The organism is Streptomyces sp. GL_141, from assembly GCF_057834385.1.
Genome location: NZ_CM174402.1, coordinates 1,469,182 through 1,492,158 on the forward strand (window position 1 = coordinate 1,469,182; position 22,977 = coordinate 1,492,158).

15 protein-coding genes and 1 pseudogene are annotated in these 22,977 nt (G+C 70.3%); 7 read left to right on the forward strand and 9 right to left on the reverse strand.

What is annotated here, in order from left to right:
- Nucleotides 1-5: 5 nt before the first annotated feature.
- The 4 genes from AC3IX6_RS06440 to AC3IX6_RS06455 all read left to right on the forward strand — a co-directional run bounded on the left by AC3IX6_RS06440 (nucleotide 6) and on the right by AC3IX6_RS06455 (nucleotide 7,207).
- Nucleotides 6-3,134 (forward strand): lantibiotic dehydratase, encoded by a 3,129-nt coding sequence (locus tag AC3IX6_RS06440; protein WP_489371356.1) that lies wholly within the window; start codon nucleotides 6-8, stop codon nucleotides 3,132-3,134.
- Entirely contained in the window at nucleotides 3,131-4,915 is a 1,785-nt protein-coding gene (locus AC3IX6_RS06445; RefSeq protein ID WP_489369262.1) for an ABC transporter ATP-binding protein, read from the forward strand. The genes AC3IX6_RS06440 and AC3IX6_RS06445 overlap by 4 nt, the downstream gene beginning before the upstream one ends.
- A 10-nt stretch (nucleotides 4,916-4,925) precedes the next feature.
- Complete coding sequence (locus tag AC3IX6_RS06450; protein WP_489369263.1) at nucleotides 4,926-5,891, forward strand: LLM class flavin-dependent oxidoreductase; 966 nt, start codon at nucleotides 4,926-4,928, stop codon at nucleotides 5,889-5,891.
- 74 nt (nucleotides 5,892-5,965) lie between these two features.
- On the forward strand, nucleotides 5,966-7,207 hold the full coding sequence (locus tag AC3IX6_RS06455) for an erythromycin esterase family protein (protein ID WP_267827407.1): 1,242 nt from the start codon (nucleotides 5,966-5,968) through the stop codon (nucleotides 7,205-7,207).
- Nucleotides 7,208-7,214: 7 nt separating this feature from the next.
- Here AC3IX6_RS06455 and AC3IX6_RS06460 read toward each other — a convergent pair whose 3' ends face one another.
- Nucleotides 7,215-7,748 carry a hypothetical protein gene (locus AC3IX6_RS06460; protein WP_489369264.1) on the reverse strand — a complete coding sequence of 178 codons (534 nt, stop codon included), beginning with the start codon at nucleotides 7,746-7,748 and terminating at the stop codon, nucleotides 7,215-7,217.
- Nucleotides 7,749-8,115: 367 nt separating this feature from the next.
- Between AC3IX6_RS06460 and AC3IX6_RS06465 the strand changes: the two are divergent.
- Nucleotides 8,116-8,301: pseudogene (locus tag AC3IX6_RS06465) on the forward strand (CorA family divalent cation transporter); the annotation flags it as partial.
- Nucleotides 8,302-8,893: 592 nt separating this feature from the next.
- Here AC3IX6_RS06465 and AC3IX6_RS06470 read toward each other — a convergent pair.
- Entirely contained in the window at nucleotides 8,894-10,957 is a 2,064-nt protein-coding gene (locus AC3IX6_RS06470; RefSeq protein WP_489369265.1) for an AfsR/SARP family transcriptional regulator, read from the reverse strand.
- A gap of 811 nt (nucleotides 10,958-11,768) precedes the next feature.
- On the opposite strand from AC3IX6_RS06470, the gene AC3IX6_RS06475 reads away from it, so the two are divergent.
- On the forward strand, nucleotides 11,769-13,235 hold the full coding sequence (locus AC3IX6_RS06475) for an NDP-hexose 2,3-dehydratase family protein (RefSeq protein ID WP_489369266.1): 1,467 nt from the start codon (nucleotides 11,769-11,771) through the stop codon (nucleotides 13,233-13,235).
- Between the two features lie 86 nt (nucleotides 13,236-13,321).
- On the opposite strand, the gene AC3IX6_RS06480 is transcribed toward AC3IX6_RS06475, so the two are convergent.
- Both AC3IX6_RS06480 and AC3IX6_RS06485 read right to left on the reverse strand, forming a co-directional pair.
- Nucleotides 13,322-13,939 carry a dTDP-4-dehydrorhamnose 3,5-epimerase family protein gene (locus AC3IX6_RS06480; RefSeq protein ID WP_489369267.1) on the reverse strand — a complete coding sequence of 206 codons (618 nt, stop codon included), beginning with the start codon at nucleotides 13,937-13,939 and terminating at the stop codon, nucleotides 13,322-13,324.
- A 165-nt stretch (nucleotides 13,940-14,104) separates the two neighbouring features.
- Nucleotides 14,105-16,408 (reverse strand): ATP-binding cassette domain-containing protein, encoded by a 2,304-nt coding sequence (locus AC3IX6_RS06485; RefSeq protein ID WP_489369268.1) that lies wholly within the window; start codon nucleotides 16,406-16,408, stop codon nucleotides 14,105-14,107.
- 270 nt (nucleotides 16,409-16,678) lie between these two features.
- Here AC3IX6_RS06485 and AC3IX6_RS06490 point away from each other — a divergent pair, with 270 nt between their 5' ends.
- A complete protein-coding gene (locus tag AC3IX6_RS06490; protein WP_489369269.1) occupies nucleotides 16,679-17,539 on the forward strand; it encodes a class I SAM-dependent methyltransferase in 861 nt (286 codons plus the stop codon).
- On the opposite strand, the gene AC3IX6_RS06495 is transcribed toward AC3IX6_RS06490, so the two are convergent.
- The 5 genes from AC3IX6_RS06495 to AC3IX6_RS06515 form a co-directional block, all read right to left on the reverse strand.
- Nucleotides 17,517-18,755: a DUF418 domain-containing protein gene (locus AC3IX6_RS06495; RefSeq protein ID WP_489369270.1), complete on the reverse strand. Its 1,239-nt coding sequence runs from the start codon at nucleotides 18,753-18,755 to the stop codon at nucleotides 17,517-17,519. The genes AC3IX6_RS06490 and AC3IX6_RS06495 overlap by 23 nt on opposite strands.
- A gap of 20 nt (nucleotides 18,756-18,775) precedes the next feature.
- The gene (locus tag AC3IX6_RS06500; protein ID WP_489369271.1) at nucleotides 18,776-19,585 is read right to left on the reverse strand and encodes an FkbM family methyltransferase; all 810 of its coding nucleotides are present in this window, start codon (nucleotides 19,583-19,585) and stop codon (nucleotides 18,776-18,778) included.
- 90 nt (nucleotides 19,586-19,675) lie between these two features.
- Nucleotides 19,676-20,959, reverse strand: a complete 1,284-nt coding sequence (locus tag AC3IX6_RS06505; RefSeq protein WP_489369272.1) for an activator-dependent family glycosyltransferase — start codon at nucleotides 20,957-20,959, stop codon at nucleotides 19,676-19,678.
- A gap of 27 nt (nucleotides 20,960-20,986) precedes the next feature.
- On the reverse strand, nucleotides 20,987-22,147 hold the full coding sequence (locus AC3IX6_RS06510; RefSeq protein ID WP_489369273.1) for a cytochrome P450 family protein: 1,161 nt from the start codon (nucleotides 22,145-22,147) through the stop codon (nucleotides 20,987-20,989).
- Nucleotides 22,148-22,162: 15 nt separating this feature from the next.
- Entirely contained in the window at nucleotides 22,163-22,960 is a 798-nt protein-coding gene (locus tag AC3IX6_RS06515; RefSeq protein ID WP_489369274.1) for a phytanoyl-CoA dioxygenase family protein, read from the reverse strand.
- Between the last annotated feature and the right edge of the window lie 17 nt (nucleotides 22,961-22,977).

A 22,977-nucleotide genomic window follows, 5' to 3' on the forward strand; every position in this document is an offset into this window, starting at 1 on the left:
CGCCCATGACCCCGTACGAGCCCGCCGGCTTCTTCCTCCTGCGCTCCCCGGCCCTGCCCGCCCGCACCTGGCTCGACGTGACCGCGGACCCCGACGACACCACGCGGGCCCTCGTCGACCTCGCCCGTCGTCCGGACGTCACGCGCGCCCTCCTCGTCGCCAGTGGGGACCTGGCCGACAGTCTCGACCGCATCGGCGACCTCAGCGAGAAGCGCCTGCGCCGGCTGCACTCCGGGCTGCTGCGCTACGTCACGCGCATGGCGACCCGGCCCACGCCCTTCGGGGCCTTCTCCGGTGTGGCGATGGGCGAGTTCGGCCCCGCCACCACCGCCCGGCTCGGCCGGCCCGAGGAGCACCGGCTGCGCGTGCGGGCCGACATGGGCTGGCTGCTCGGGCTGATCAAGCGCCTCGACGAGTCCGACGACCTGCTCCGCAGGCTCCGGCTCGTCCTCAACCCGATGGCGGACACGGCCGGCGACCGCGTGGTCCTGCCGCAGGCCGACAAGTACGGCCGGCACGACGCCCGTAGCGTGCGCATCCGGGCCACACCCGCCGTCGAGCTCGTCATGCGGACCGCCGCCTTCCCCGTCCCGTACGAGCGGATCACCGCCGAACTCTCTGCCGCCTTCCCCGAGGTCACGGCCGAGACCGTCGAGGGCCTGGTCCGGCAGATGTGGGACCTCGGCTTCCTCATCAGCGACCTGAGGCCCCCGCAGACCGCGGAGCGGCCCGAACACCACGTCCTGAAGAGGCTCACCGGCATCCCTGCCGCGCAGGAGACGGCCGACCTGCTCAGCACCATCGCCGACCTCGCCGACCGGGCGGACGACGTCGCCTCCCTGCGCCGGCTCGCCGCCGCACAGCACGACCTCGTCCCCGGACACGACGGCCGCTCCTACCAGGCCGATATGGCGCTACATCTGGACGATCCCGTCCTGAACGCGTCCATCGGCGAGGCCGCGGCCGAGGCCGTAGGCGTTCTGGTGCGCCTGAGCGCCGCCCACGGCAGGCGCAACCACCTCACGCGCTACCGCGAGGAGTTCACCGAACGCTATGGCGAGGGCACCCGCATCCCGGTGCTAGGTCTGCTCAGCCCCGACACCGGGCTCGACGCCCCGCCGACCTACACCAACCCGCCGCGCAGCATCGAACTGCCGGGGGCGACGCCCGAGCACACCGCCCGGCTGGACGCCCTGCTCGTCGAGTTCGCCCAGCAGGCCTGGTGGGACAAGTCCTTCGAGGTCGAGCTGACCGACGCCTGGCTGGAGCGCCTCTCCCCGCGCGGGCCGGTGCCCGACCCGCCGCCCGCCATGGAGGTCTACCTCCAGCTACACGCCGCCGACAGCGCCGCCCTCGACCGGGGGGACTGGCGGGCCGTCCTGCGCTACGACAGCCTCACCTACGGTGGCCGCACCTTCGGGCGCTTCAGCGAGCTGCTGGGCGAGCCCACCTCCGAGCGGCTGCGCGGGTACGCCCGCGCGGAGGAGGCGCTCTTCCCCGACGTCGCCTACGCGGAGCTCGCGTTCCTGCCCCCGTACGGCCGTGCGGCCAACATCACCCTGCGCCCCGCCGTCCGGCCGTACGAGATTCCCGTCAACACCACGCCGTCCGTCGGCCCGGACCAGGTCCTCCCCCTCGCAGACATCCTCGTCGGCGTCAGCGGGGAGCGGTTCCACCTGTGGTCCCGGAAACTCGACCGGGAGGTCGTGGTCGCCCAGCACCACATGCTCAGCCCGGCGATGGCGCCGAACGTGGCCCGGTTCCTGCTCGAGGCCTCCCAGGACGGCTGTGTCATGCCCTCCGGTTTCCACTGGGGCCCCGCCGAAGCGGCCCCCTTCCTGCCGCGCGTCACCCGCGGGCAGATCGTCCTGCGCCCCGCGCAGTGGCGGCTCACCAGAAGTCCCGCGGCCGCCACGGACCCTGCGGGCGCACACGGCAGGACCGGTCTCGCGGCACCCGCAGCCGGCACACCGTCCACGCACCCGCTCGACGGCTGGCGCCGGCGCTGGAACGTGCCCCGCCACGTCTATCTCGTCGAGTCCGACCAGCGGCTGCTGCTGGACCTCGACCACCCCGCCTGCCGCGCCGAACTCCGTGCGGAGCTGGACGAGCGCGGTACCCTCGTCTTCCACGAGATGCTGCCGTCCTTCGACGGCATGTGGCTCCAGGATGCCGACGGCGAGCACTACGCCGCCGAGGTCGTCGTCCCCGTCCTCGCCCGCGGCGCGGTCCGCGCCACCCGTGCTCCCGTGCCGCGGCAAGGCCGCGCGGTGCCCGTGGAGCGCCATCTGCCCGGCGGTGCCTGGACGTTCCTCAAGGTCTACGCGGCCCCCGAGCGGCAGGACGAGATCATCGCCGGCCCGCTGCTCGACCTAGTCGCGGGACTGGGCCGCGAAGGGCTCCTGGACCGCTGGTTCTACATCCGCTACGCCGACCCCTTCCCGCACCTGCGCCTGCGGGTCCGCGGCACCGACGCCGACCGTACCCTGACCGAGGTCACCGCGTGGGGACGCGATCTCGTCGCCCGCGGACTGGCCCTGGACATCGAACTCGCCGGCTACGCACCGGAGACGGCCCGCTACGGCGGCCCGGAGGTCTTCGACACGGCCGAGCGGCTCTTCAGCGCCAACAGCGAAGCCACCGCTCTGCTGCTGTCGCGACAGCCCGACATCAGGCCCGAATTCCTCGCCGTCGCCGCGCTGGACACCCTCCACACCCAGTGGGGCATGCCGCCGGGCGGCGGGCTCGTTCACCACACCGGCGGCCACGACGAGGCCCACGTCCGGGACACCCGAACGCTGTTCCGCGAACACCGCGCCTACCTGTGCGAACTCCTCAGCCCGTGGGAGCGCGACCCGCACGAGGAAGGGCGGGCCCACCGGCTGCTCCTCCGGGAGACGTTCGCCGCGCAGGCACCCGCCGTTGCCGAGACGGCCGGAGCCGTCCGCGAGGCGGCCCGCCGCGGCCTCCTGGTCGGCTCCGAGGACTCCATCCTCGCCAGCCTCGCGCATATGCAGATCAACCGGCTCCTCCCCATCGACCTCCAACGGGAGGCCCGCAGCCACGCCCTATGGGCCCACGTCCTGCGCGCCGTCCGGGGCCGCGCGGCCGCGAAGGCCAGGGAGGGCCGATGATCTGGCTGCGCGTCGGCACGCTGTTCTGGCGGCTCAGCCCGCTGCGGGTATCCGCCTTCACCGGCGTCTCCCTCCTCCTCGCCCTCATACCGGCCGCGCAGATCGGGCTGGTCGCCGCCGCCGTGCAGGGTGTGGCCGACGCCGTCACAGGCGACCGGGACGCCGGACGGGCCGCGCTCACGGCGGGCGCCGCCCTTCTCGGGGTGGGCCTCGCCAGTCATGTACTGGGCACCTTCCTGCAGTACCTCGACACCCTCCTGCGGCTCGAACTCGCCGCTCGCGTCGGCGAATGGGTGATGCGCAAGGGCACCATGCTCGACCTCCAGCAGTACGAGGACGCCGAGGTCTACGACAAGATGCAGCGCGCCTTCCAGGAGAGCAGCGGAGGCCGCGTCTACCAGGTCTTCACCCAACTCCTGGAGGTCGCGAGGGAGTTGGTCACCCTGGTGACCGTCAGCGTGGTGCTGTTCTCCTGGAGCCCCTGGATCGCCCTGGTGATCCTGCTCTCGCCCATGCCGTCGGTCGTCTCGTACATGCTCTTCAGCCACAGGGCATACGAGATCGAGTACGACCGGACCGCCGACCGGCGGCGCGCGTACTACTACCAGCACCTCACCACCACCGACCACTCCTACAAGGAGGTCCGTCTCTTCCAGCTCGGCCCTCACCTGGTGGACCTCTACACCCGGCTCATCCGCACCTTCTTCGACGTCGACCGCCGCCTCGCCCGCAAGCAGTCCGTGCTCGGCGGCGTCCTCGGTCTCCTCAGCGTCGCCGCCTCCTCCGGCGCCGTGCTCTGGGCGATCCACACCACCACCCACGCCGGGCAGGTCGGGCAGCTCGCCGGCTACCTCCAGGCCGTCGGTTCGGTCCAGGTCTCCGCTCACGGCATGCTGCTCGGCATCGCCGCTCTCTACAAGGACAGCCTGTTCCTCGGCAATCTCTTCGACTTCTTCGCCCTGCCCGAGCGTCAGATCAAGGGCGGGACACGCCCGTTCCCGGACGCCCTGCGCAAAGGCATCGAGTTCCGCGACGTCCGCTTCGTCTACCCCGGCACCGGCCGCGTCGTCCTGGACGGCGTCAGCTTCACCCTGCCCGCGGGCGAATGCGTCGCGCTGGTGGGACAGAACGGCTCCGGCAAGACGACGCTGGTCAAGCTGCTCACCCGGCTCTACGAGCCGACGAGCGGCCAGATCCTCGTCGACGACATCCCGATCGAGGAGTACGACCTCGACGACCTGCAACGCCACATCGGCGTCATCTTCCAGGACTTCATCCGCTACGAGCTGCCCGTCCGCGACAACATCGGCCTCGGCAGCGTCGAAGCCCGCGAGGACACCGGGCGCGTCGCCGAGGCGGCACGGGCCGCCGGCGCCGACGGGTTCGTCGAGGCGCTGCCCCGTGGCTACGACACGACACTCGGCCGCCACTTCGAGGACGGCCACCAACTGTCCGGCGGCCAGTGGCAGAAGATCGCCCTGAGCCGGGCCTTCATGCGCCGCGCTCCCGTCGTCGTCCTCGACGAGCCGACGGCCTCCATCGACGCGGAGGCCGAAGCGGAAATCTTCGGCCGGATCAAGGACGTCGCCCGCGGCGCCACTGCCCTGGTCATCGCCCATCGCTTCGCCGCAGTCCGGATGGCCGACCGGATCGTCGTCCTGGAGAACGGCAAGGTCATCGAGCACGGAGTGCACCAAGACCTCCTGAGGGCCGACGGCGTGTACGCCCGGCTCTTCCGTATCCAGGCTTCGGGCTACCTGACCGAAGCCGCGTCCCCCTGAAGGCCGAGTGATGCGCGTATCCGTCCTGTATCCCGCCATGCCGACGGACCCCCGGCACGTCGCCCCCTTCGCCGCGCTCGTCCGCGACGAAGGAGCGGCCCGCCTCTGGCAGGGCCAGTCCCTCTGCGCCGACACCCAGCAGGTCTTCGCCTACCTGGCCGGAATGGGCTACCGCGTCCCGGTCGGGACCAGTGTCGCCCTCATGCCGCTGCGGCATCCGCTGGACGCAGCGATCCAGGCCCGCTCCCTGTCCGTCCTCACCGGACACCGCACGACCCTCGGACTCGGTCCCGCGACCCCCGACGTCGTCGCCGGACTGCACGGAAAGCCGTACGACAGCCCACGCGACGCCTGTGTGGAATACCTGACCGAGGTGCGGCGCCTGATCGGGACCGAGGACGGAGTCGCCGGACCCGGCATCGGCGCCTCCATCGGTCTGCCGGGCCTGCCGCACCCGGGAGTGGAGACCGGGCTCGGTGTGCTCCGGCCGACGCTCGCGCGGGCCGCGGGCCGGGCGGCGGACGCGGCGATCAGCTGGATGACCCCGCCCGGCTACGTCCGCGACACCCTGCTGCCCGCCATGGCGAAGGGCGCGGCCGAGTCGGGCCGCCCGGTGCCCCGCATGGTCACCGTTGTGCATGCCGCCGTCGACCGCCCGGGACGCCACGCCTACCGGCTCGCCTTCGCAGCGGCCCACGTCCACCTCGCCGGGCCGCACTACTGCGACATGCTGCGCCGCGCCGGACTGCGCGTCCACCACAGCCGCCCGGGCCTCGGCGCCCGCGCCCTCGTCGACTCCGGAGTCTTCCTCTACGGCACGCCCGGGAACATCGCCGCACAGCTGGCCGAATTCGATCGGGCGGGGGTGGACGAAGTTGTCGTCAACGTCGCGGGAGTGTATTCCGAGCATGGCCGACCGGACGCCGTACAGGACCTCCAGGAGATCCTCGCGGCCTGCCGGGAGGCGACGAACTGACCCAGGAACGGGTGCGGAAGGCCGGGGCACGCCCGCGTGCCGCCCTCCCGCACCCGGTGAGGAGAGGCAAGACGGTGCCCGACGACATCGCCCGATGGCTGAACGAGCACGCCAACCCCTTGAGCACCCTGACCCCCGGCGCGCCGGTGGAGGACCTGAAACCCCTGGGCGAGGCACTGCGGGGAACACGGATCGTCGGTCTGGGGGAATCCACCCACGGCACGGGCGAGTTCTTCCGGCTGAAGCACCGCATCGTGGAGTTCCTGGTCCGTGAGGAGGGGTTCACCACCCTCGCCATGGAGGCCAGCCAGTCCGCGGCCCGCGCGCTCGACGCGTACGTCCGGTACGGCACGGGCGCCCCCGAACGGCTCGTCGCCCGGCTGGGCTTCTGGACCTGGCGCACCCGCGAGATGGTCGACCTCGTCGAGTGGCTGCGCGCCCACAACCGCGACCTGCCCGAAGGGCGCCGGGTCCGCTTCGTGGGAACCGACCCCCAACTCTGCGCCGACTCCGTCGAGGCCGTCGCCGCCCTTCTGAGCCGGGCGGCACCCGATCAGGCCGGACGCGTGGGCGCCTTGGACGTACTGGCCCTGGCCCGCCCGGGCTCGCGTCCGGACCCGGAGAAGGCCTTGATGCGGCAGGCCGAGGAGATCGTCCGCCTCGTCGCGGACCACGCCGGGCGGCCGGGTTCCGGCGACGACGCCGGCGAGGCGCTGGAACACGCGCGGATCCTGGTCCGCGCCGCCGACCTGGTGACGCGGCCCTTCGCAGCCTCGGCCGGCGAGGACGGCGTGCTCGCCGCGCGTGACCGCTACATGGCCGAGGCCGTCGCACGGCTCGTGGACGACGACCCCGGTGCGCGCGTCATGGTCTGGGCACACAACGGGCACATCGCGAAGGGCACGTACGGGGACCAGGTGCCGGCCCTCGGCAGCAGGCTCCGCGAACGGTACGGCCACGCCTACTACGCGCTGGCCCTCCTCTTCGGCAAGGGGTCCTTCCTGGCCCGCTGCGGCAACGACCTCCAGCGCCCGCCGGCCCGCCACCGCATCGGCACCGGCCTCCGCTCCCTGGAGGCCAGACTCACGCACGCCCTGCCCGGCGACTACTACGCGGACTTCCGCGCCGCGGGTTCCTCCTCCGACGCCGCGCCCTGGCTGCACGCCCCGCACGCGCAGCGCAGCTTCGGCGCCAACGTCCAACGGTTCCTCTACCGCTTGAACACCGCCCCGCTCGTCCCGGCCGAGGACTATGACGGCATCGCGTTCGTAGCCCGCTCGACCTGCTCCCACTTGCTACCCCTGGCGGAGGACTGAGATTCCCTCACGGCCACAGGTCGAGCGCGGCGTTCAGAGTGAGCTGCCACATCGGTTCGGCACCGGTGCCGAATGCCGCGGCGAGCCCGTACCCCACGGACGTGTCGTACGGGTCCCTGGCGCGCTCGGACTCGCCCGCCGCCTCCCAGTCGGCCGACACGCGCCCGTCGCCGCTCGAAGTGAAGACGCCGAGCAGCCGCTCGTCCCGCAGCAGCCGGCTGGTGCCGAGGGAGTCCGGAACCAGCAGATAGCTGCACTCGCGCGCCCCTGAGACGACCTCGACCCGGTACGAGCGCCGGGTCAGGAATCCCTTGGACGGCCGCAGGGTCTCCTCCGCGCCGTCGACGAGCAGAGTGAGGTGCTCGGGGTCGCGCGTCCCGATCGGCACATGGCTCTCCGGCACCGTGTGGGGGGCCCGCCGGATGTCGACCGGCGGCAGACCGTCCCCGCTCACGCCCAGCGTCCCGGCCTCGTGGTCGAGTTCGATCCGGACCGCGCCGAAGAGCGGATCGTCGTCGGGCACGTACGCGTACGGATTCATCGGGACCCTTGCCTCCTGTTCATCCTGGTGATCGTCTTCCCCCAGTCTCGTCCGGACGCGGTGGGCCGGTTCCCTTTCCAGCCAGAGGCGGGCCGGTGGGCGACGGCCACCGGCTCCCGCCTCGCTGCCACTACGTCGCGTAGCCGGTCACGCCAGGCGCTTCGCGGTCCCGACCAGCGGCGATCCGTCTTCAGAGGCAGCCGCGGCTGGGGAGAATCCGGGGAGAACGAAGCCTCGTTGGGGACCGGCTGGGGAGGATCGGCCGTACAAACGGGCAGCACGACGAAAGGGTCGGAAAGGCCGATCGTCGCAGGTCGGACCGTCTGTTCGGGCGATTTCCGCAGGTCAGCGGCGTGAGGGTGACGACTTCAAGAAGATCTCCTCGTGGGCGGCCATCCTCTTCGCACCCACACTCGTGGGAACCATCTACGGCATGAACTTCGAGTCCATGCCCGAGTTGGGCTGGACCTTCGGATACCCCCTTGCGATCTGCCTCATGGGGATGGTCTGCGTCAGTTTGTACGTAATTTTCAAGCGGCGGGACTGGCTCTAAGCCCCTCGCGTGACGCTCAGTCATCCTTCGCGCTTCGCTTTCGCATCACTCACAGGTCGGCCCAGGAGCGGCCGGGGGGGGGCTGCCCCTGACCAGGTCTTTTGTGGCATCGGCAGGCTCTGGGGGAATCTGGGGAGAAACGAACGGCAGTCGGCGCCGTCCCCGATGGGCCCCAGGGGCAGAAGGCCCTGACCTGTCGCAAGTATCATCCGTGCGAGCGACGCCAATCGCGAGGCTTCAGCGACTCGCCATACGCCGCACCGCGCCCACAGGTCGCGTCCTCTCAGCACACCCATGCCGCCCGGGAAGCCGGCGAGATGCGGAGGGGCACCGTCCACGAGGGCGAGCGTGCCCCGCCCTGCCCGCCTCGGCGGGTTCCCGAGAGCGCAGCCGTCGCGGGTACGCATACCGCGGGGCCCTGGTTTCGGGCATGCCGGTGAGCATGAGCAGCAGGTACGCACGGCTTCGGCCGTACACCCTGCCGGGCTGGCACGACCATGGGTGCTCCAAGGTCCGGACCACTCTTCCAGGGGCCCAACAGAAAGCGCCTGACACGGACGCCATCCGATCACCCACGCGCAAGGCAATCGCGTCAAGACCGGTGATGGTCCGGCCAGATGCCCGAAGGATGCGCCGTTTGACCGCACGCGCTCCGGCTCCTCTGTGCACGCCGTGCCGGGTGGTCGGCCGCCGCCTCCTCGTGGGAGACCACGGGATCTCCCACCAATGTCCGCTCCCCGTCGTACGCCGGCCCGTCGCGCGACAGGGTGTCCAGCAGCCGCTCGCGGGCGTACACCCGGGTCAGTTCGGGGAACGCGTAGTGGGCCCCGTCGTCCTCCCACTCAACGATGTTGATCAGGTGGCTGTCGACGAAGAGCTGGAGCAGGCGCTCCACGCTCCGGCTGTCGCTGCCGAGGAGTTCGACGACGGACTCGGCGGTGAACCGCCTCGGCGGGAGGATGCTCAGCAGCCGGAAGACGCTCTGCTCCACGCGTCCGAGCCCCTCGTAGCTGAGGTCGTACCGGGACCGTACGTCGAGTTCCCCCAGACTGAGCTCGTCCAGCAGCTTCTCGGAACAGGTCAGTTGCAGGGCTAAGCCTGATAAGGAAAGCCCCGGACTGCCGCCGAGGCGACCCCCGATGCACCGCACGGCCAGGGGATGACCACCGACCGTCTCCATCAGCTGGTTGGCGGCGCGCCCCTCCCGCTTGACCCGGGCGGATCCGATGATGCGCGAGAGCAGCTCCCTGCCCTCCGCGGTGTCCATGGCATCGAGGTTGACGTTCCAGGCACCGCCCAGGCCGTGCAGGCGCCTGCGGCTCGTGATGATGACGGAGCACTGCGGATCGCCGGGGAGCAGCAAGCGTACGTCGGCCAGCGACGACACGTCGTCCAGCAGTATCAGCAGGCGCCGGCCGACCGTGGTGGACCGGAACAGCTTGGACCGCTCCTCCAGGTCGGCGGGGATCTCCGATTCCGCGATCCCCAGGGCACGCAGGAATCCGTGGAGCGCTTCCGCCGGGTCCGGGCCCGTGCCGGCGGAGCCGCGCAGATCCGCGTAGAGCTGGCCGTCCTCGAAGAACGACCGGATGGTATGGGACATGTGCACCGCGAGCGCGCTCTTCCCCACCCCCGGCATGCCGCTGATGACCGCGACGGCGGTGGCGGTGCGGGGTGGCATGCCTTCCCCGCCGCCGGCCAGGGCCGCCAGGGCCTGGCCGGCGATGGACTCCCGTCCGGTGAAGTCGGCTATGTCCGGAGGGAGCTGCGCAGGAACAGGAATGCTCGAGGGAGCGGGGCGGGGCACAGCGGTCACCATCGCCACCGCCGTCTCCTCGACTTCGGGAGGCGTGGCCGCGGCCTGCCGGTGCTCGATCAGGACGGGCTGCCGGTGGCGCTCGTACGGCGCACCCACCGTGGCCTCCGACAACAGGGCCTGATGGAGCGCACGGAGCTCCTTGCCCGGTTCGAGACCGAGGTTGTCGATCATGCTGCGCCGCAGCACTTGATAGACCTCCAACGCCTCGTGCCGCCGCCCGGAGCGGTGGAGCGCGATCATCAGCGAGGCGTGCACGTTCTCGTGCAGCGGACGGCTGAGCACGAGCGACTTCAGCTCGCTGATCAGCTCCTGATGGCGCCCCAGTTGGAGATCGGCCTCGATCCGCAGGTCGAGGGTGCGCTCCCGGGACTCCTCCAGTCGCGTCACGTAGGAGGACAGCAGGCCACCCGGCACGACGTCGACCAGTGCGGAGCCCCGCCAGAGCGCCAGGGACCGCCGAAGCGCCTCGGCCGCCCCCGCCGGGTCTCCGTTCTTCAGTTGCAACTTACCCTCGTCGGCTTCCGCTTCGAATCGGTGGAGGTCGACACTCTGGTCGGGTATGGCCAGCGTGTATCCGCCGGGCCTGGTGAAGAGGATTTCCTCCGAATTGCGCGCGGTCAAGATCTTTCGGAGTTTGTAGATGTACGTCTGAAGCGTGGTCATCGCACTCGTAGGAGGATCGCTCTCCCACAGTTCGTCGATCAGTTCCGAGGTTTGCACCAGGGTATTCCTCCGCATCAGCAGAAGGGCAATGACCTGGCGAGGTTTGGGTGCGGTGGGCACGACATTTTGTGCCCCATCAAGAATTTCTAATGGGCCAAGCATCCGGAAGTCCATGTCAACGTCCCCCGTTCAACGATGCTGCGTCTTTGCAAGAGATTCTGCCGCCGCCGAACTGGAGTCAGGTCACGGAGCGACTTCTCCCGAAATTTTGCACTACGTTAACCCTTTCGTTACGACTAGACAAGGCCATATTTGCCCGTAGCAGTACGGGAAGGCGGAGGGAGTCCACGGGGCGTCCGCCCGAAGGCACCGCGGAGCTGTCCGGGATTCCGCTGCGAATTTCACGTCGACCACCCACGAAAATGAGCCGGTTCTTTTCGGCGCGCCGCCACACGCAGGCGCCCCCGCGCCCGCTTGAGCTCGGCACGATCCTGGCTCGACCGTGAGGGGCGGGGCGCTCTCCCTGCCGCCACCTCGGTCGGACCAGGCGTACGGTCCCGTCACTCTTTGCTCCGCCGTCGCATGACTGTGACCGCGCACGACGGGGCACCTGCGCGTGGGGGGCGTCATGAGGCAACCATCGGATCCCACCCTCGAAGAACGATCGAACGCATCTCCAGGTTCCACTGGGACGACATGCATTCCGTCACGCAGCACCGAGGGCGGCCCCAGCGGTGCGTGCACCGCGGCAACCCGGGCCGCCGAGGTACGGATCGACAACCTGGCCTCCTGCTACGGAGGTTCAGGGAGATTCGAGGTCCTTGCTGGCAGCCCGCACTGTACTGGGCCCTGCGCGCCGTCGAAGGCCCCGTCTCCACCGGAGTATCCGAGGACTCCGGTACGGCCACCCTTCTCGACGCCGCGGACGCGGAAGACCGCTGAGTACGCAGCACGGCCCTGTCCTTCCGGCGCAAAGGAGTCCCTGGTGAATCGAATCGCCCCTCCGCCCCCGTTCCCGCCCGCTCTCCGTACGCTCCAGGACCGGCTCGCGAGGTCGGCCCTCACGGAGGAGAGCAGGGTCCATCAACCGGGCTCGTTCGCCTCGTGGTTCGCCGATGCCCGCGAACGGTCCGACCTCCGGGTCGACCGTGTGGGCCTCGACGACCTGCGGGGCTGGGACCGGAACCCCCGCACGGGAGCGCTGCGGCACAGCAGCGGCGGCTTCTTCGCCATCGATGGGCTGGACGTCCGCTCCCCCTCCGGTCCGGTGACCCACTGGCAGCAGCCGATCATTCATCAACCGGAGGTCGGCGTCCTCGGCCTGCTGGCCAAGGAGTTCGACGGAGTGCTGCACTTCCTCATGCAGGCCAAGGTCGAACCGGGAAACAGGAACCATCTGCAGCTCTCCCCCACCGTGCAGGCCACCCGCAGCAACTACCTGCGGCTGCACAAGGGGCGCGCGGTGCCCTATTTGCAGTACTTCCAGGAAAGGACCCGGCACCATGTCATCGCCGACGTCCTCCAATCGGAACAGGGCGCGTGGTTCTTCCGCAAGCGCAACCGGAACATCGTCATCGAGGTCACCGAGGACATCACCGTCCAGGAGGACTTCCGCTGGCTGACGCTCGGTCAGATCTACCGGCTGCTGGCGGTAGAGGACGTCGTCAACATGGACACGCGCACCACACTGTCCTGTCTCCCCCTGGCCGGCGGCGGCCTCGACGGCCTATTGGACACCGGCGACGGCTTCCGGGAGGCCCTGGCCCGCTCGTGCGCCGGGGATCCGGGCGGCGTTCACAGCATCGACGAGCTCCAGAGCTGGATCACCGAGCACCGCGCCCAGGGCGACCTCACCACCCGCCCGGTGCCGTTGCAAGAACTGCGCGACTGGCACAGCTCGCCGGAGCGGATCTCCCACGCCAGCGGCCGCTTCTTCTCCGTGATCGGGGTGCGCGTCTCGGCCGGCACGCGCGAGGTCGGCGGCTGGTCCCAGCCCATGCTCGAACCGCACGGCACCGGGGTGATCGCCGTGCTGGTCAAGGAGATCGACGGCGTGCTCCACGTCCTGCTGCGAGCCAGCGTGGAGCCCGGCTACCTGGACGGGGTCGAGCTCTCCCCCACCGTCCAGTTCACCCCCGAGAGCGTTCCGCCCGGCGCGGCCTGGCCCCGCTTCGTCGACGACGTGCTGTCCGCGCCGCCGGAACGCATCAGGTTCGCCTGCCTGCTGTCCGAGGAGGGCGGCCGTTTCCACCACGCCCTGAACCGCTACCTCGTCGTCGAGGCCGACGGCGAGGCCGGCCTCATGGAGGACCGGGACTACCGCTGGCTGACACTGCACCAGCTCAGCACCCTCCTCCGGCACAGCCACTACCTCAACGTCCAGGCCCGTAGCCTGGTGGCCTGCCTGCACAGTCTGCTGGCACCGCAGCCCGGTGAGACGCCGAGACTGTGAGCCGGTGAGACGGTCGGACACGGACGAGTGGTGGCGGCCCACCGGATTCCCCGGTGGGCCGCCACCACTCGTCGCACCGCCGTGGATCAGGCGGACCGCAGGGCTCGATCGATCGCCAGGCACTCGGCGTAGTCGGGCAGCAGGCCGTCCGACGCCGCCTTCTCCAAGGTGGGTGCCGCGAGGTCGCGCTCGGACAGGATCGGCTCGATGTCAGCGGGAATGGGCAGGGCCAGTTCCGGGTCGAGAATCGATAGCGCCAGTTCGTTCTCCGGAACGTACTCCCCGGAGAGCAGATAGGAAACGACGGTGTCGTCCTCGAGCGCGACGAAGCCATGGGCCACGCCGACCGGGAAGTACACGGCGCGAAATGCCTCGGTGTCCAGCAGCACGGCATCCCAGCGACCGAAGGTCGGCGACCCGACCCGGATGTCCACCGCGATGTCGAGCGTCTTCCCGCGCGCGCAGTACACGTACTTGCCACAGCCCGGCGGTGTCAGGGTGTAGTGCAGTCCGCGCACCACACCCCGCCGTGACCTGCTGTGATTGGTCTGGGCAACCCGGAACAGCGAATGCCCGGTGACTTCCGAGAACGCTGACTCCTGGTAAGGCGACACGAAGATGCCACGTCCATCGTCGAAAACCCGTGGGGTGAATTCAAGTGCGCCCTCGACGGTCAGTTCCCGCGACTGCATGGAGGAAACCATGACGGACTCCCATTCAAAGCCGTATTTTTCGGTCTGCGGCCCGTGAGCGCCTGGGTCCCGTGTCCGGCGTACCAGGATTCGGTATTCTCCACTGGGCCCGCGTGCTGCTGCCGATGATGGTGGCCCCGGGCTCTCGCACGAGCCTCAACAACGGCTGGACGGTGCCTAGGCGTCGGGCTTGGCGACGTACTCGCGCAGGTGCCGGGCGGTGAGGGTGTCGCCGTGGGCCACGAGATCGGCCGGAGTGCCGGTGAACACGATCCGGCCGCCGTCGTGGCCAGCGCCCGGTCCGAGGTCGATGAGCCAGTCGGCGTGGGCCATCACGGCCTGGTGGTGCTCGATGGCGATGACCGTGTTGCCGGCGTCCACGAGCCGGTCGAGCAGGCTCAGCAGCTGGTCCACGTCGGCGAGATGCAGTCCGCTCGTCGGCTCGTCCAGGACGTAGACGGCGGCCTTCTCCGCCATGTGGATGGCCAGCTTCAGGCGCTGGCGCTCGCCGCCGGACAGAGTGGTGAGGGGCTGGCCCAGGCCCACGTATCCGAGGCCGACGTCGGCGAGCCGGTCGAGGATGACCCGGGCCCGGCCGGTGGTGAAGAAGTCGCGGGCCTCGTTCACCGTCATGGCGAGCACCCCGCTGATGTCCTTGCCCCGCAGCGTGTAGGTGAGCACCTTGGGGATGAACCGCTTGCCCCCGCACTCCTCGCAGACCGTGGCGACCCCCGCCATCATGGCGAGGTCCGTGTAGACCAGGCCGATCCCCTTGCAGTTCCGGCAGGCGCCTTCGGAGTTCGGGCTGAACAGGGCCGACTTGACGCCGTTGGCCTTGGCGAAGGCGGTTCGGATCGGGTCGAGCAGACCGGTGTACGTGGCCGTGTTGCTGCGCCGGGATCCGCGGATCGCGGACTGGTCGACCACGATCACACCGTCCCGGCCGGACAGCGATCCGTGGACCAGTGAACTCTTGCCCGATCCGGCGACACCGGTGACGACGGTCAGTACGCCGAGGGGCACCTCGACGCTGACGTCCTTGAGGTTGTGCAGCGCGGCGCCGGTGATGCGGAGGTGTCCGGCGGGCTGCCGCGTCTGTTCCCTCGTCCGTACGCGGTGGTCCAGGTACCGTCCCGTCAGCGTGCCGGAACGGCGCAGCCCGGCGACGTCGCCGGTGAAACAGACTTCGCCGCCGGACGGTCCCGCGCCCGGGCCCAGGTCGACCACGTGGTCGGCGATCTGGATCGTCTCCGGTTTGTGTTCCACGACGAGGACCGTGTTCCCCTTGTCGCGCAGCCGGAGCAGGACGGAGTTCATGCGCTGGATGTCGTGGGGGTGCAGTCCGACGGTGGGCTCGTCGAAGACGTAGGTGACGTCGGTGAGGCTCGATCCGAGGTGGCGCACCATCTTGACCCGCTGGGCCTCGCCCCCGGACAGGGTGCCCGACTCCCGGTCCAGGCTCAGATAGCCGAGGCCGATCTCCGCCAGGGATTCGAGCAGTTCACACAGGCTCGCCAGCAGCGGCGCCACCGATGGAGCGTCGATGCCCCGGACGAACCGGGCCAGTTCGGTGATCTGCAGGGCGCAGCACTCGGCGATGTTGAGGCCGTTGATCCGACAGGACAGTGCGGCGGGGTTCAGCCTGGCGCCGCCGCACGCCCCACAGCGGGTGAAGGCCACCGCCCGGTCGACGAAGGCCCGGATGTGGGGCTGCATGGCTTCCCGGTCCTTGCCCAGGTAGAGGCGGCGCACCTTGACCATGAGGCCCTCGTACGTGGTGCCGGTGCCACTGTGCAGGAGCTTGACCTTGGTGGCGGTCCTGTGCAGCAGGTCGTCCCACTCAGTGGGGCTGTAGTCCTTCACCTTGACGTCGGGGTCGAAGTAGCCGGCGTGGGCGATCGACTTCCAGTACCAGGAGTCGACGTTGAAGTTCGGCACGGTGATCGCGCCCTCGTTGAGGGAGCGTTCGACGTCCAGCAGTTCGCCGACGTCGAGCGTGGAGACCCGGCCGATGCCCTGGCAGTCGGGGCACATGCCCTCGGGCACGTTGAAGCTGAACGCTCCCGAGGTGCCGATGTGCGGGGTCCCCAACTGGCTGAAGACGATCCGCAGCATCGTGTGCGCGTCGGTGGCGGTGCCGACGGTGGAGCGGGAGTTGACGCCCATGCGTTCCTGGTCGAGGACGATGGCCGCGCTCAGATTGCGCAGGGCGTCGACATCGGGCCGGCCGAAGTTCGGCATGAACGACTGGATGAACGCCGTATAGGTCTCGTTGATCAGGCGCCGGGACTCGGCGGCGATCGTGCCGAAGACCAGCGACGACTTACCGGAGCCGGAAACACCGGTGAAGACGGTGAGGCGGCGTTTGGGGATGTCGAGGGAAACATCGGCCAGGTTGTTCTCCCTGGCGCCCCGGACCTCGATCACGTCATGGCTGTCAGCCGCGGGCCGTTGAGTGTCGGTCTGACCTAAGGAAGTCATCGGATCACCCTATTTTACTTGCTCAAGACGTGTAAACACGGTGGGAAACCCCCACAGGGTCGACGAGATACCCGTCTGGCCTGGTGAAACCGGGGATACCGAATCGACAGCCGGCCTTCGTCCAGTCGCGCTCCATCTGTTCTCGAGCGCTTTCGAAGGTGACGGCCGGACGATGGCGGGCCGGACACCGGTTCCCTTCGCCCCTGCGGCGTCGGGCACCCGTCCGTCTCGTCAGTCTTTCTCGGTCCGTAGGACTTCCTGGGAGCACACGTGGACAAGACAACGTACAAGGCCCATGTCACGGCCGCCTTCGACCGCGCCGCCGGGTCCTACGACCGGCTGGGGGTCACCTTCTTCACCCCCATGGGGCAACGCCTCGTCGAACGAGCCGCCCCGCAACCCGGGGAACGCGTGCTGGACGTGGGCTGCGGACGGGGGGCGTGCCTCTTCCACGCCGCGTCGCTCGTCGGCGACTCGGGCCACGTCCTCGGCATCGACATCGCACCGGCCATGATCGAGGAGGCGCGCAAGGAGGCGGCCTCCACGGGTGTGGGCAATGTCGAACTCCGGGTGATGGACGGAGAGTTCCCCGATCTGCCGGCCCGCTCCTTCGACGTCGTGACCGGCAGCTACAGCCTCATCTTCTTCCCGGACGCACGCGCCGCCCTGCCGCGCTACGCGGAACTGCTCGCCGACGGCGGGCGCATCGCCTTCACCAGTCCGGTGTTCGACGACGACACCTTCCCGTTCCTCCCCCCGGTCTTCACCGAGCTCATCCCGCGCTCGCTGCTGGAGAACCTGCCGCCGCAGTGGCGGCCGGAGGAGCTCCAGCAGCGCTTCAACAGCTGGCTGGCGAAGGAGGCGGACCTGCGCCGGACCCTGGAGTCCGCAGGGTTCCGCGAGGTGGAGATCACCGACGAACCGGTCGACCTCGTGGCCCCGTCCGGCGAGGCGTGGGTGACGTGGTCCCACACCCAGGGCATGCGTCTGCTGTGGGAGCACCTGCCCGACGACGACCGGGAGCGGCTGCGGATCCGGCTCACCGAGGCGCTGAACGAGATGCGTACGGACGGCGGGCCCCTGTCGATCGAGACACCCGTGCGCTACGTCACGGCGAGCGTGGCCCGTTGACCTCCCGTACGTTGACCTCCCGTACGTTGGCCTCCCGTCGGACGGCCCGACGGGTCGCCTTGCGCAGCAGCGCTTCGGCGGGCCCTTCCCTGTCCCTTCGGCGCAGCAGTTCGGCGATCAGCACACCACCGCACCAGGTACCCAGGGCGACGAGCGCCGATCCGAGGACGCCGACGCGGTCACCGAACCCGAAGGCGTACGGGGCGAACAGCACCAGCCAGACGACCGACTGCCCCACGTAGCAGCTCATCGACCGCCGGCCGCACGCGGCGACCGCGGTCACGGTCCTGCTCCGCCGGCCCTCCAGGCGCAGCGCGAGCAGGGCGACCGCCGCGGCCAGTCCGCAGCCGCCCGCGTACCCCGTCAGGACGTGCAGGGCGCTGATCCCGAACGTCACGTCCGAGGGGGCGGTGGTCCACAGCCCGGAGGTGATCAGCGCCAGGGGAAGACCACCGACGACGCTGATGGCGGTGCCCGTCACCGCCACCCGCCGCAGCAGGGCCCGGTGGCGGCCCGGCTCCTCCAGGATCCGGAGCCGGGCCGCACGCTCACCGATCAGGAACGGGCCGAGCGATATGAGGGCGAACAGCGGCGTGGTGAACACCCAGGTGCCGACCCGGTACGCGGCGTCGGACGCCGGGTCGGCGGCCAGGAACATCGCCGCCGCGGTGTCGCCCGGGTCGCCGGAGGCGCTCGCGGACAGCACCCTCCCGTACAGCACCGCCCCCATGACGACACCGGCGCCCACCACCGTGAACAGCGTGCGGTCACGGGCGCTGGTCAGGCCGACCGCGACCAGCCCGAGCAGCCCGTAGGCGCCGAGCACGTCCCCGGCGAACAGCAGCAGCGCATGGACGAACCCGAACAGCAACAGCCATCGGGCGCGCCGCCGCAGCACCGCGCGGGCCCCGGGTTCGTCCCGCCCGCGCTCCCTCTCGCGGGCGAGGATCCGGCCCGTGCCGTAGCCGAACAGCAGGGCGAACATGGGAAAGCTGCGGCTGTCGGCCAGTACGGTGAGCAGCCCCGCCGTCAGCGCGTCCGGTGGCGAGCCGGCGACCGGCGGATACCCGCGGATCACGGCGGCGCTCCCCTTGACGAACATGTGGGCGTGGACCAGGGCGACGATCAGCAGCATGAGGCCCCGGGCGAGATCCGGGGCGAGAGCACGGTGCGGCGTGGCCCCGGATCCGGACGGACCCCAAGCGCCCTCGCTCATCGGTCCTCCCTCCCGAGGTGTCAGTCCCGCTCCGCGAGCACCAGGTGGACGCTGCCTCCGACGTAGACCCCCCACTGGGAGACCGTGGCCCGGAAGCCGAGGCCGGTCAGCCTCGACACGACCTGGCCGAGCCTGCCGTCGATGTCGTGGACTTCGAGGAGGACCCTGCGGATACGGGGCCAGCAGGCGGGATCGATGCCGTCGAGGACGGAGAGTTCACCACGTTCGACATCGATCTTGAGGAGGCCCACGCGGTCCACGGCGTGCTCCGCCATGACGGCGGTCAGCGTGGTCACCTCGACCGTCACCCGCTGGGTCACGTTGAAGGTCCGCCGCACGACCTCTCGGGTCTGTTCGTCCGCTCCGATGTTGTCGAGATGCGCTTCGAGGTTGCGGGCATCGTCCTCGGCGTCGTCGTACAGGGTCGAGGCCGAGGCCACGTAGGGGCGGTAGGTCAGCTCGGACTTCCCGGGCGCGGCTCCGAGCGCCTGCCGGACCGCGGTCGCACCGGGAAGGTGACGGGCGAGGTTCTCGTCGAGACAGGTGTAGGCCTTGGGGGCGGGCTCGAAGGCGATCAGGCGGCTTTCGGGTGCCAGCCGGGCGAAGAGCAGGGACGCCAGCCCGACGTGCGCGCCGACGTCGATGACGGCCTCGTCGGGGCGCAGGCCCTCGGCGGCCCTGCGGTAGGGGGCGGCGTTGCTGATCTCCTCCCAGAGGGTGTGCGCTTCCGCTTCCTGAACCACCGACACCGTCCGGCCGTCGGGCAGTTCGCAGTGGGTGACCGGAAGGTCGGTGGGCAGTGCGTCGGGGAGATCCCAGGGATTCGGCATGGCGACGAATGTGCGGCACCGGTCTCGAAGAGCGCACGAAGAGCTCTGGTTCACCGGTGACCGGGCCGATGGGCCCGGTCACCGGCCCGGTCACGTGCCGTGCCGGTGCTCCCTGGTCATTCTCTCGAGGACCGGCACGACCTCGTTGGGCGTCGGCATGGCGCGGATCTCCTCCCGGAGATCCCTGGCCCGCTCGGCGTACGAAGGCTCGTCGAGCAATTGGAGGATCTTCTCCCGCAGCACCTCGGCGGTCAGGTCACGGGCGGAGACGGCCAGGGTGGTGCCGGACTTCTCGTACTCCTCCCCCATGTCCTCGCTCACCCACTCGTAGCCGACGATGACGACCTGGGGCACGCCGTGCAGGTCCGCGGTGGCCTTCGTCTGGTAGCCGGCGTGGTGCACGATCACCGAGCACGACGGGGCCAGTTCGTTGAGCGGGACGAAGTCGGTGGTGCGGATGTTCTCCGGCAAGTCGGGCAGGGCGCCGCGCTGTGCCGGGTCGAGGGCGGCGATGATCTCGACGTCCAGTCCGGCCAGGCTCTGGAAGAGGGCAGCGAGGGTGTCATTGAGCCGGAACCGCTCGGACTCCTCGCTGGTGATGGACGTGCCGAGGGTGACGCACACGCGCCGGCGCTCCGCCGGTTGGTAGAGCCACTTGGGCACCGCACAGCGCCCGTTGTACGGGACGTAGCGCATCGGGACCGTGGGCAGATCGAGCTCCTGGCGCAGGCTCCCGGGCCGGGTATCGACGACCCACTGACCCGTCAGCATCGTTTCGTCGAACCGCCGCTCGCTGCCGAGGCGTTCGAGCGTCCAGTTGAGCCACTCGGCCGTCGGGTCCTCGCGCAGCGGTTCGGGCTGCTGGTCGCGGTGGCGTACGAAGTGTCCGCGGGTGACCATCTGGAGGGCCAGCTCGGGACCGGACACCAGGCGCGCGTGGGCGGCGCCGGTCACCGCGGCGACGACCGCCCCCGCGATCGAGAAGCTCTCCCAGATCACCAGGTCCGGCTGCCAGCTGCGGGCCACCTCCACGAGCTGGTCGATCTGCGCGTCGTTGTTGAGCGGCTGGTAGAGCGCGGGGACCACCATGTTCTCGTAGGCGAGATGGTCCTCCCAGGTCGCCTTGGAGGGGTCCTGCTTGCTGGTGCCGATCTCGTTGAAGAGGGAGATCGCCTCCTTCTGGAAGCCGTCGAGCTGCTCCCAAAGGGTCGGCGACTCGATCGGCACCGCGGTCAGGCCCGTCTGGGTGACGGTGTCGACGAGCCGTTCGTTGCAGGCCGCCTGCACTTCGTGGCCCGCGGTACGCAGGGCCCAGGCCAACGGGACCATCTGGTGGAAGTGATTGCCCTCGATCGATGTGAACAGGACTCGCATCGCCGGATTCCTTTCTGTGGGAGCCGGTCAGCCGGTGGCGAGCGGGCAGCTGAGCAGGTACCTGGTCACCGGCGATCGACGGCTGCGCAGGTGCGGGGCCGACCTTCGGGGCCGCGGGCCCGCGGCCACCAGTGCGCGGACGACCGCTTCGGCCTGGGCGCGGGCGAACGGCAGCGTCACCCGGTGGTACAGCGCGGGGACCAGCGTGCCGCTCTGGCGGCCGGTGACGAACCGGTCGGGGTCGGGAAAGACGTCGGGATCGCGGTTCGCCGCCGCGACGAGCACCACCACCCGCTCCCCCGCCGACACGCGCTGCCCGGCGAACTCGACGTCGGCGCGGGCGACCATCGGATGGAGCTGCACCGGGGAGTCGTACCGCATGACCTCGCTCACGACCAGAGCCGCGTGCTCGGGGTCATCGGCCACGCGCGCCCACTCCTCGGGGTGGTCCACCACCGCCAGCACGGCGCCGGCGACGAGCCGCGCCGCGGTGCGTACCCCGGCGGTGGCCAGCAGCACCGCCGCCTCCCGCGGGTCGGCGGCCGGATCGTCGTCCGGCCCCACGAGGAGCGCGCGCAGCCGGCCGACGGCGGCCACCGCATGCCGGGTGGCGTCCAGGCGCTGGGGGCACATCAGGCCGTCGAGGACGACCCCGGCGGCGGCGCAGGCCCCCGCGAAGTCCCGGTGGCCGCGCGCGGACAGCCCGAAGGCCTCGGCGAGCAGGTCCACGGGAACCCGCTCCGCGAGGTCCGTGACGAGGTCGAAGTTCCCCTCCAGGCCGCCGACCACCCGCTCGCACACCGCCGTAACGGCGGAGGCGGTGACGACGCTGCGCGCGGACTCGCGCAGCCGCTCGTAGTACGCGCTGTCGCCACCGAGCCCCGCATCCTGCGCCGGCACGTGGGCGTCCTCGTCCTTCACGGGGCCGTGCGGCCACGTCTCGCCCAGCAGCATCCCGGCGAGGCCGTGATCCGCCGTCACCCAGGCGCCGGTGGTGCTGCGCCACAGCGGACCGAGCGCGCGGATCCGTTCGTAGCCCGGATGGGGGTCCTCTGCGTGGCCGCGGAGCACATCGGCGTACGGATCGCCCTTGACCTGGTGCAGCCACACCTCCCCGTGCGCCCTCTGCAGCCGCCTGCCCAGCTCGCCGATCTCCATGCGGTTCCATGTCCCGTGAATGACGCTCACCTTTGACGGTCTCCTCTAGACGAGGGGGAACTTCTCGTTGTTCAACGGATCTCCGGGCGCCATGTGAGAGATGTGGGCGTCCTCGGTCCCGGGCCAGTAAGTGGTGTCGGCGTCCATGTAGACGATGCCGTGGCCCATCCGGGGGCTGTCAGTCAGGTTCGCCCCGGCCATGTGCACGGTGCGGCAGTGGTGGAAGGCGACGTCACCGGCCCTCAGCGGGACGGTGATCCGGGGCTGCCAGTCGTAGTCCGGCCAGATGTCTGAGATGGCCCGGTGCTCCGCGAAGCTGGTCATGTGGACCTGCCGGTGGGCGGCGTCGCGCAGATGGGAACCGGGCACGTAGCTGAGGCAGCCGCTCTCGACCGGTACGTCGACCAGTGCGACCCACGCGGTGAGCGTCCGGTCGAGCCCGTGGAGCGGGAGGCCCGTCTCGTCGTCGTGCACGAGCGTGGGCAGCGTGGTCAAGGTCTTCTGGCCGGCTTTGAGGAGGATGTCGGTGCTGTAGAGGCGCAGCGGGGCGGCGGCGAGCCGCTTGGCGATCGCGGTGATCGCCGGGTGCAGCGCCAGGTCGCGCAGCGCCTCGTGCTTGAGCCAGGCCTGGGCGACGAAGTGCACCTGCACCTCGTCCTCGCCCGCGCCCCAGATCTCCGGGCCTTGCTGGGCGACCACGTCCTCGGAGGCGGCCCTGAACCGCTCCACCTCGGAGCCGGAGAGGACCTGGGGGATGCGGACGAAGCCGTTCTCCTGGTAGTAGCGGTGGGCCTCGTCGTCAAGGACGTCAGCCGTGATCGGGTCGGTCGTTCGGGCCGTCATGGCGGATCCACTCCTTC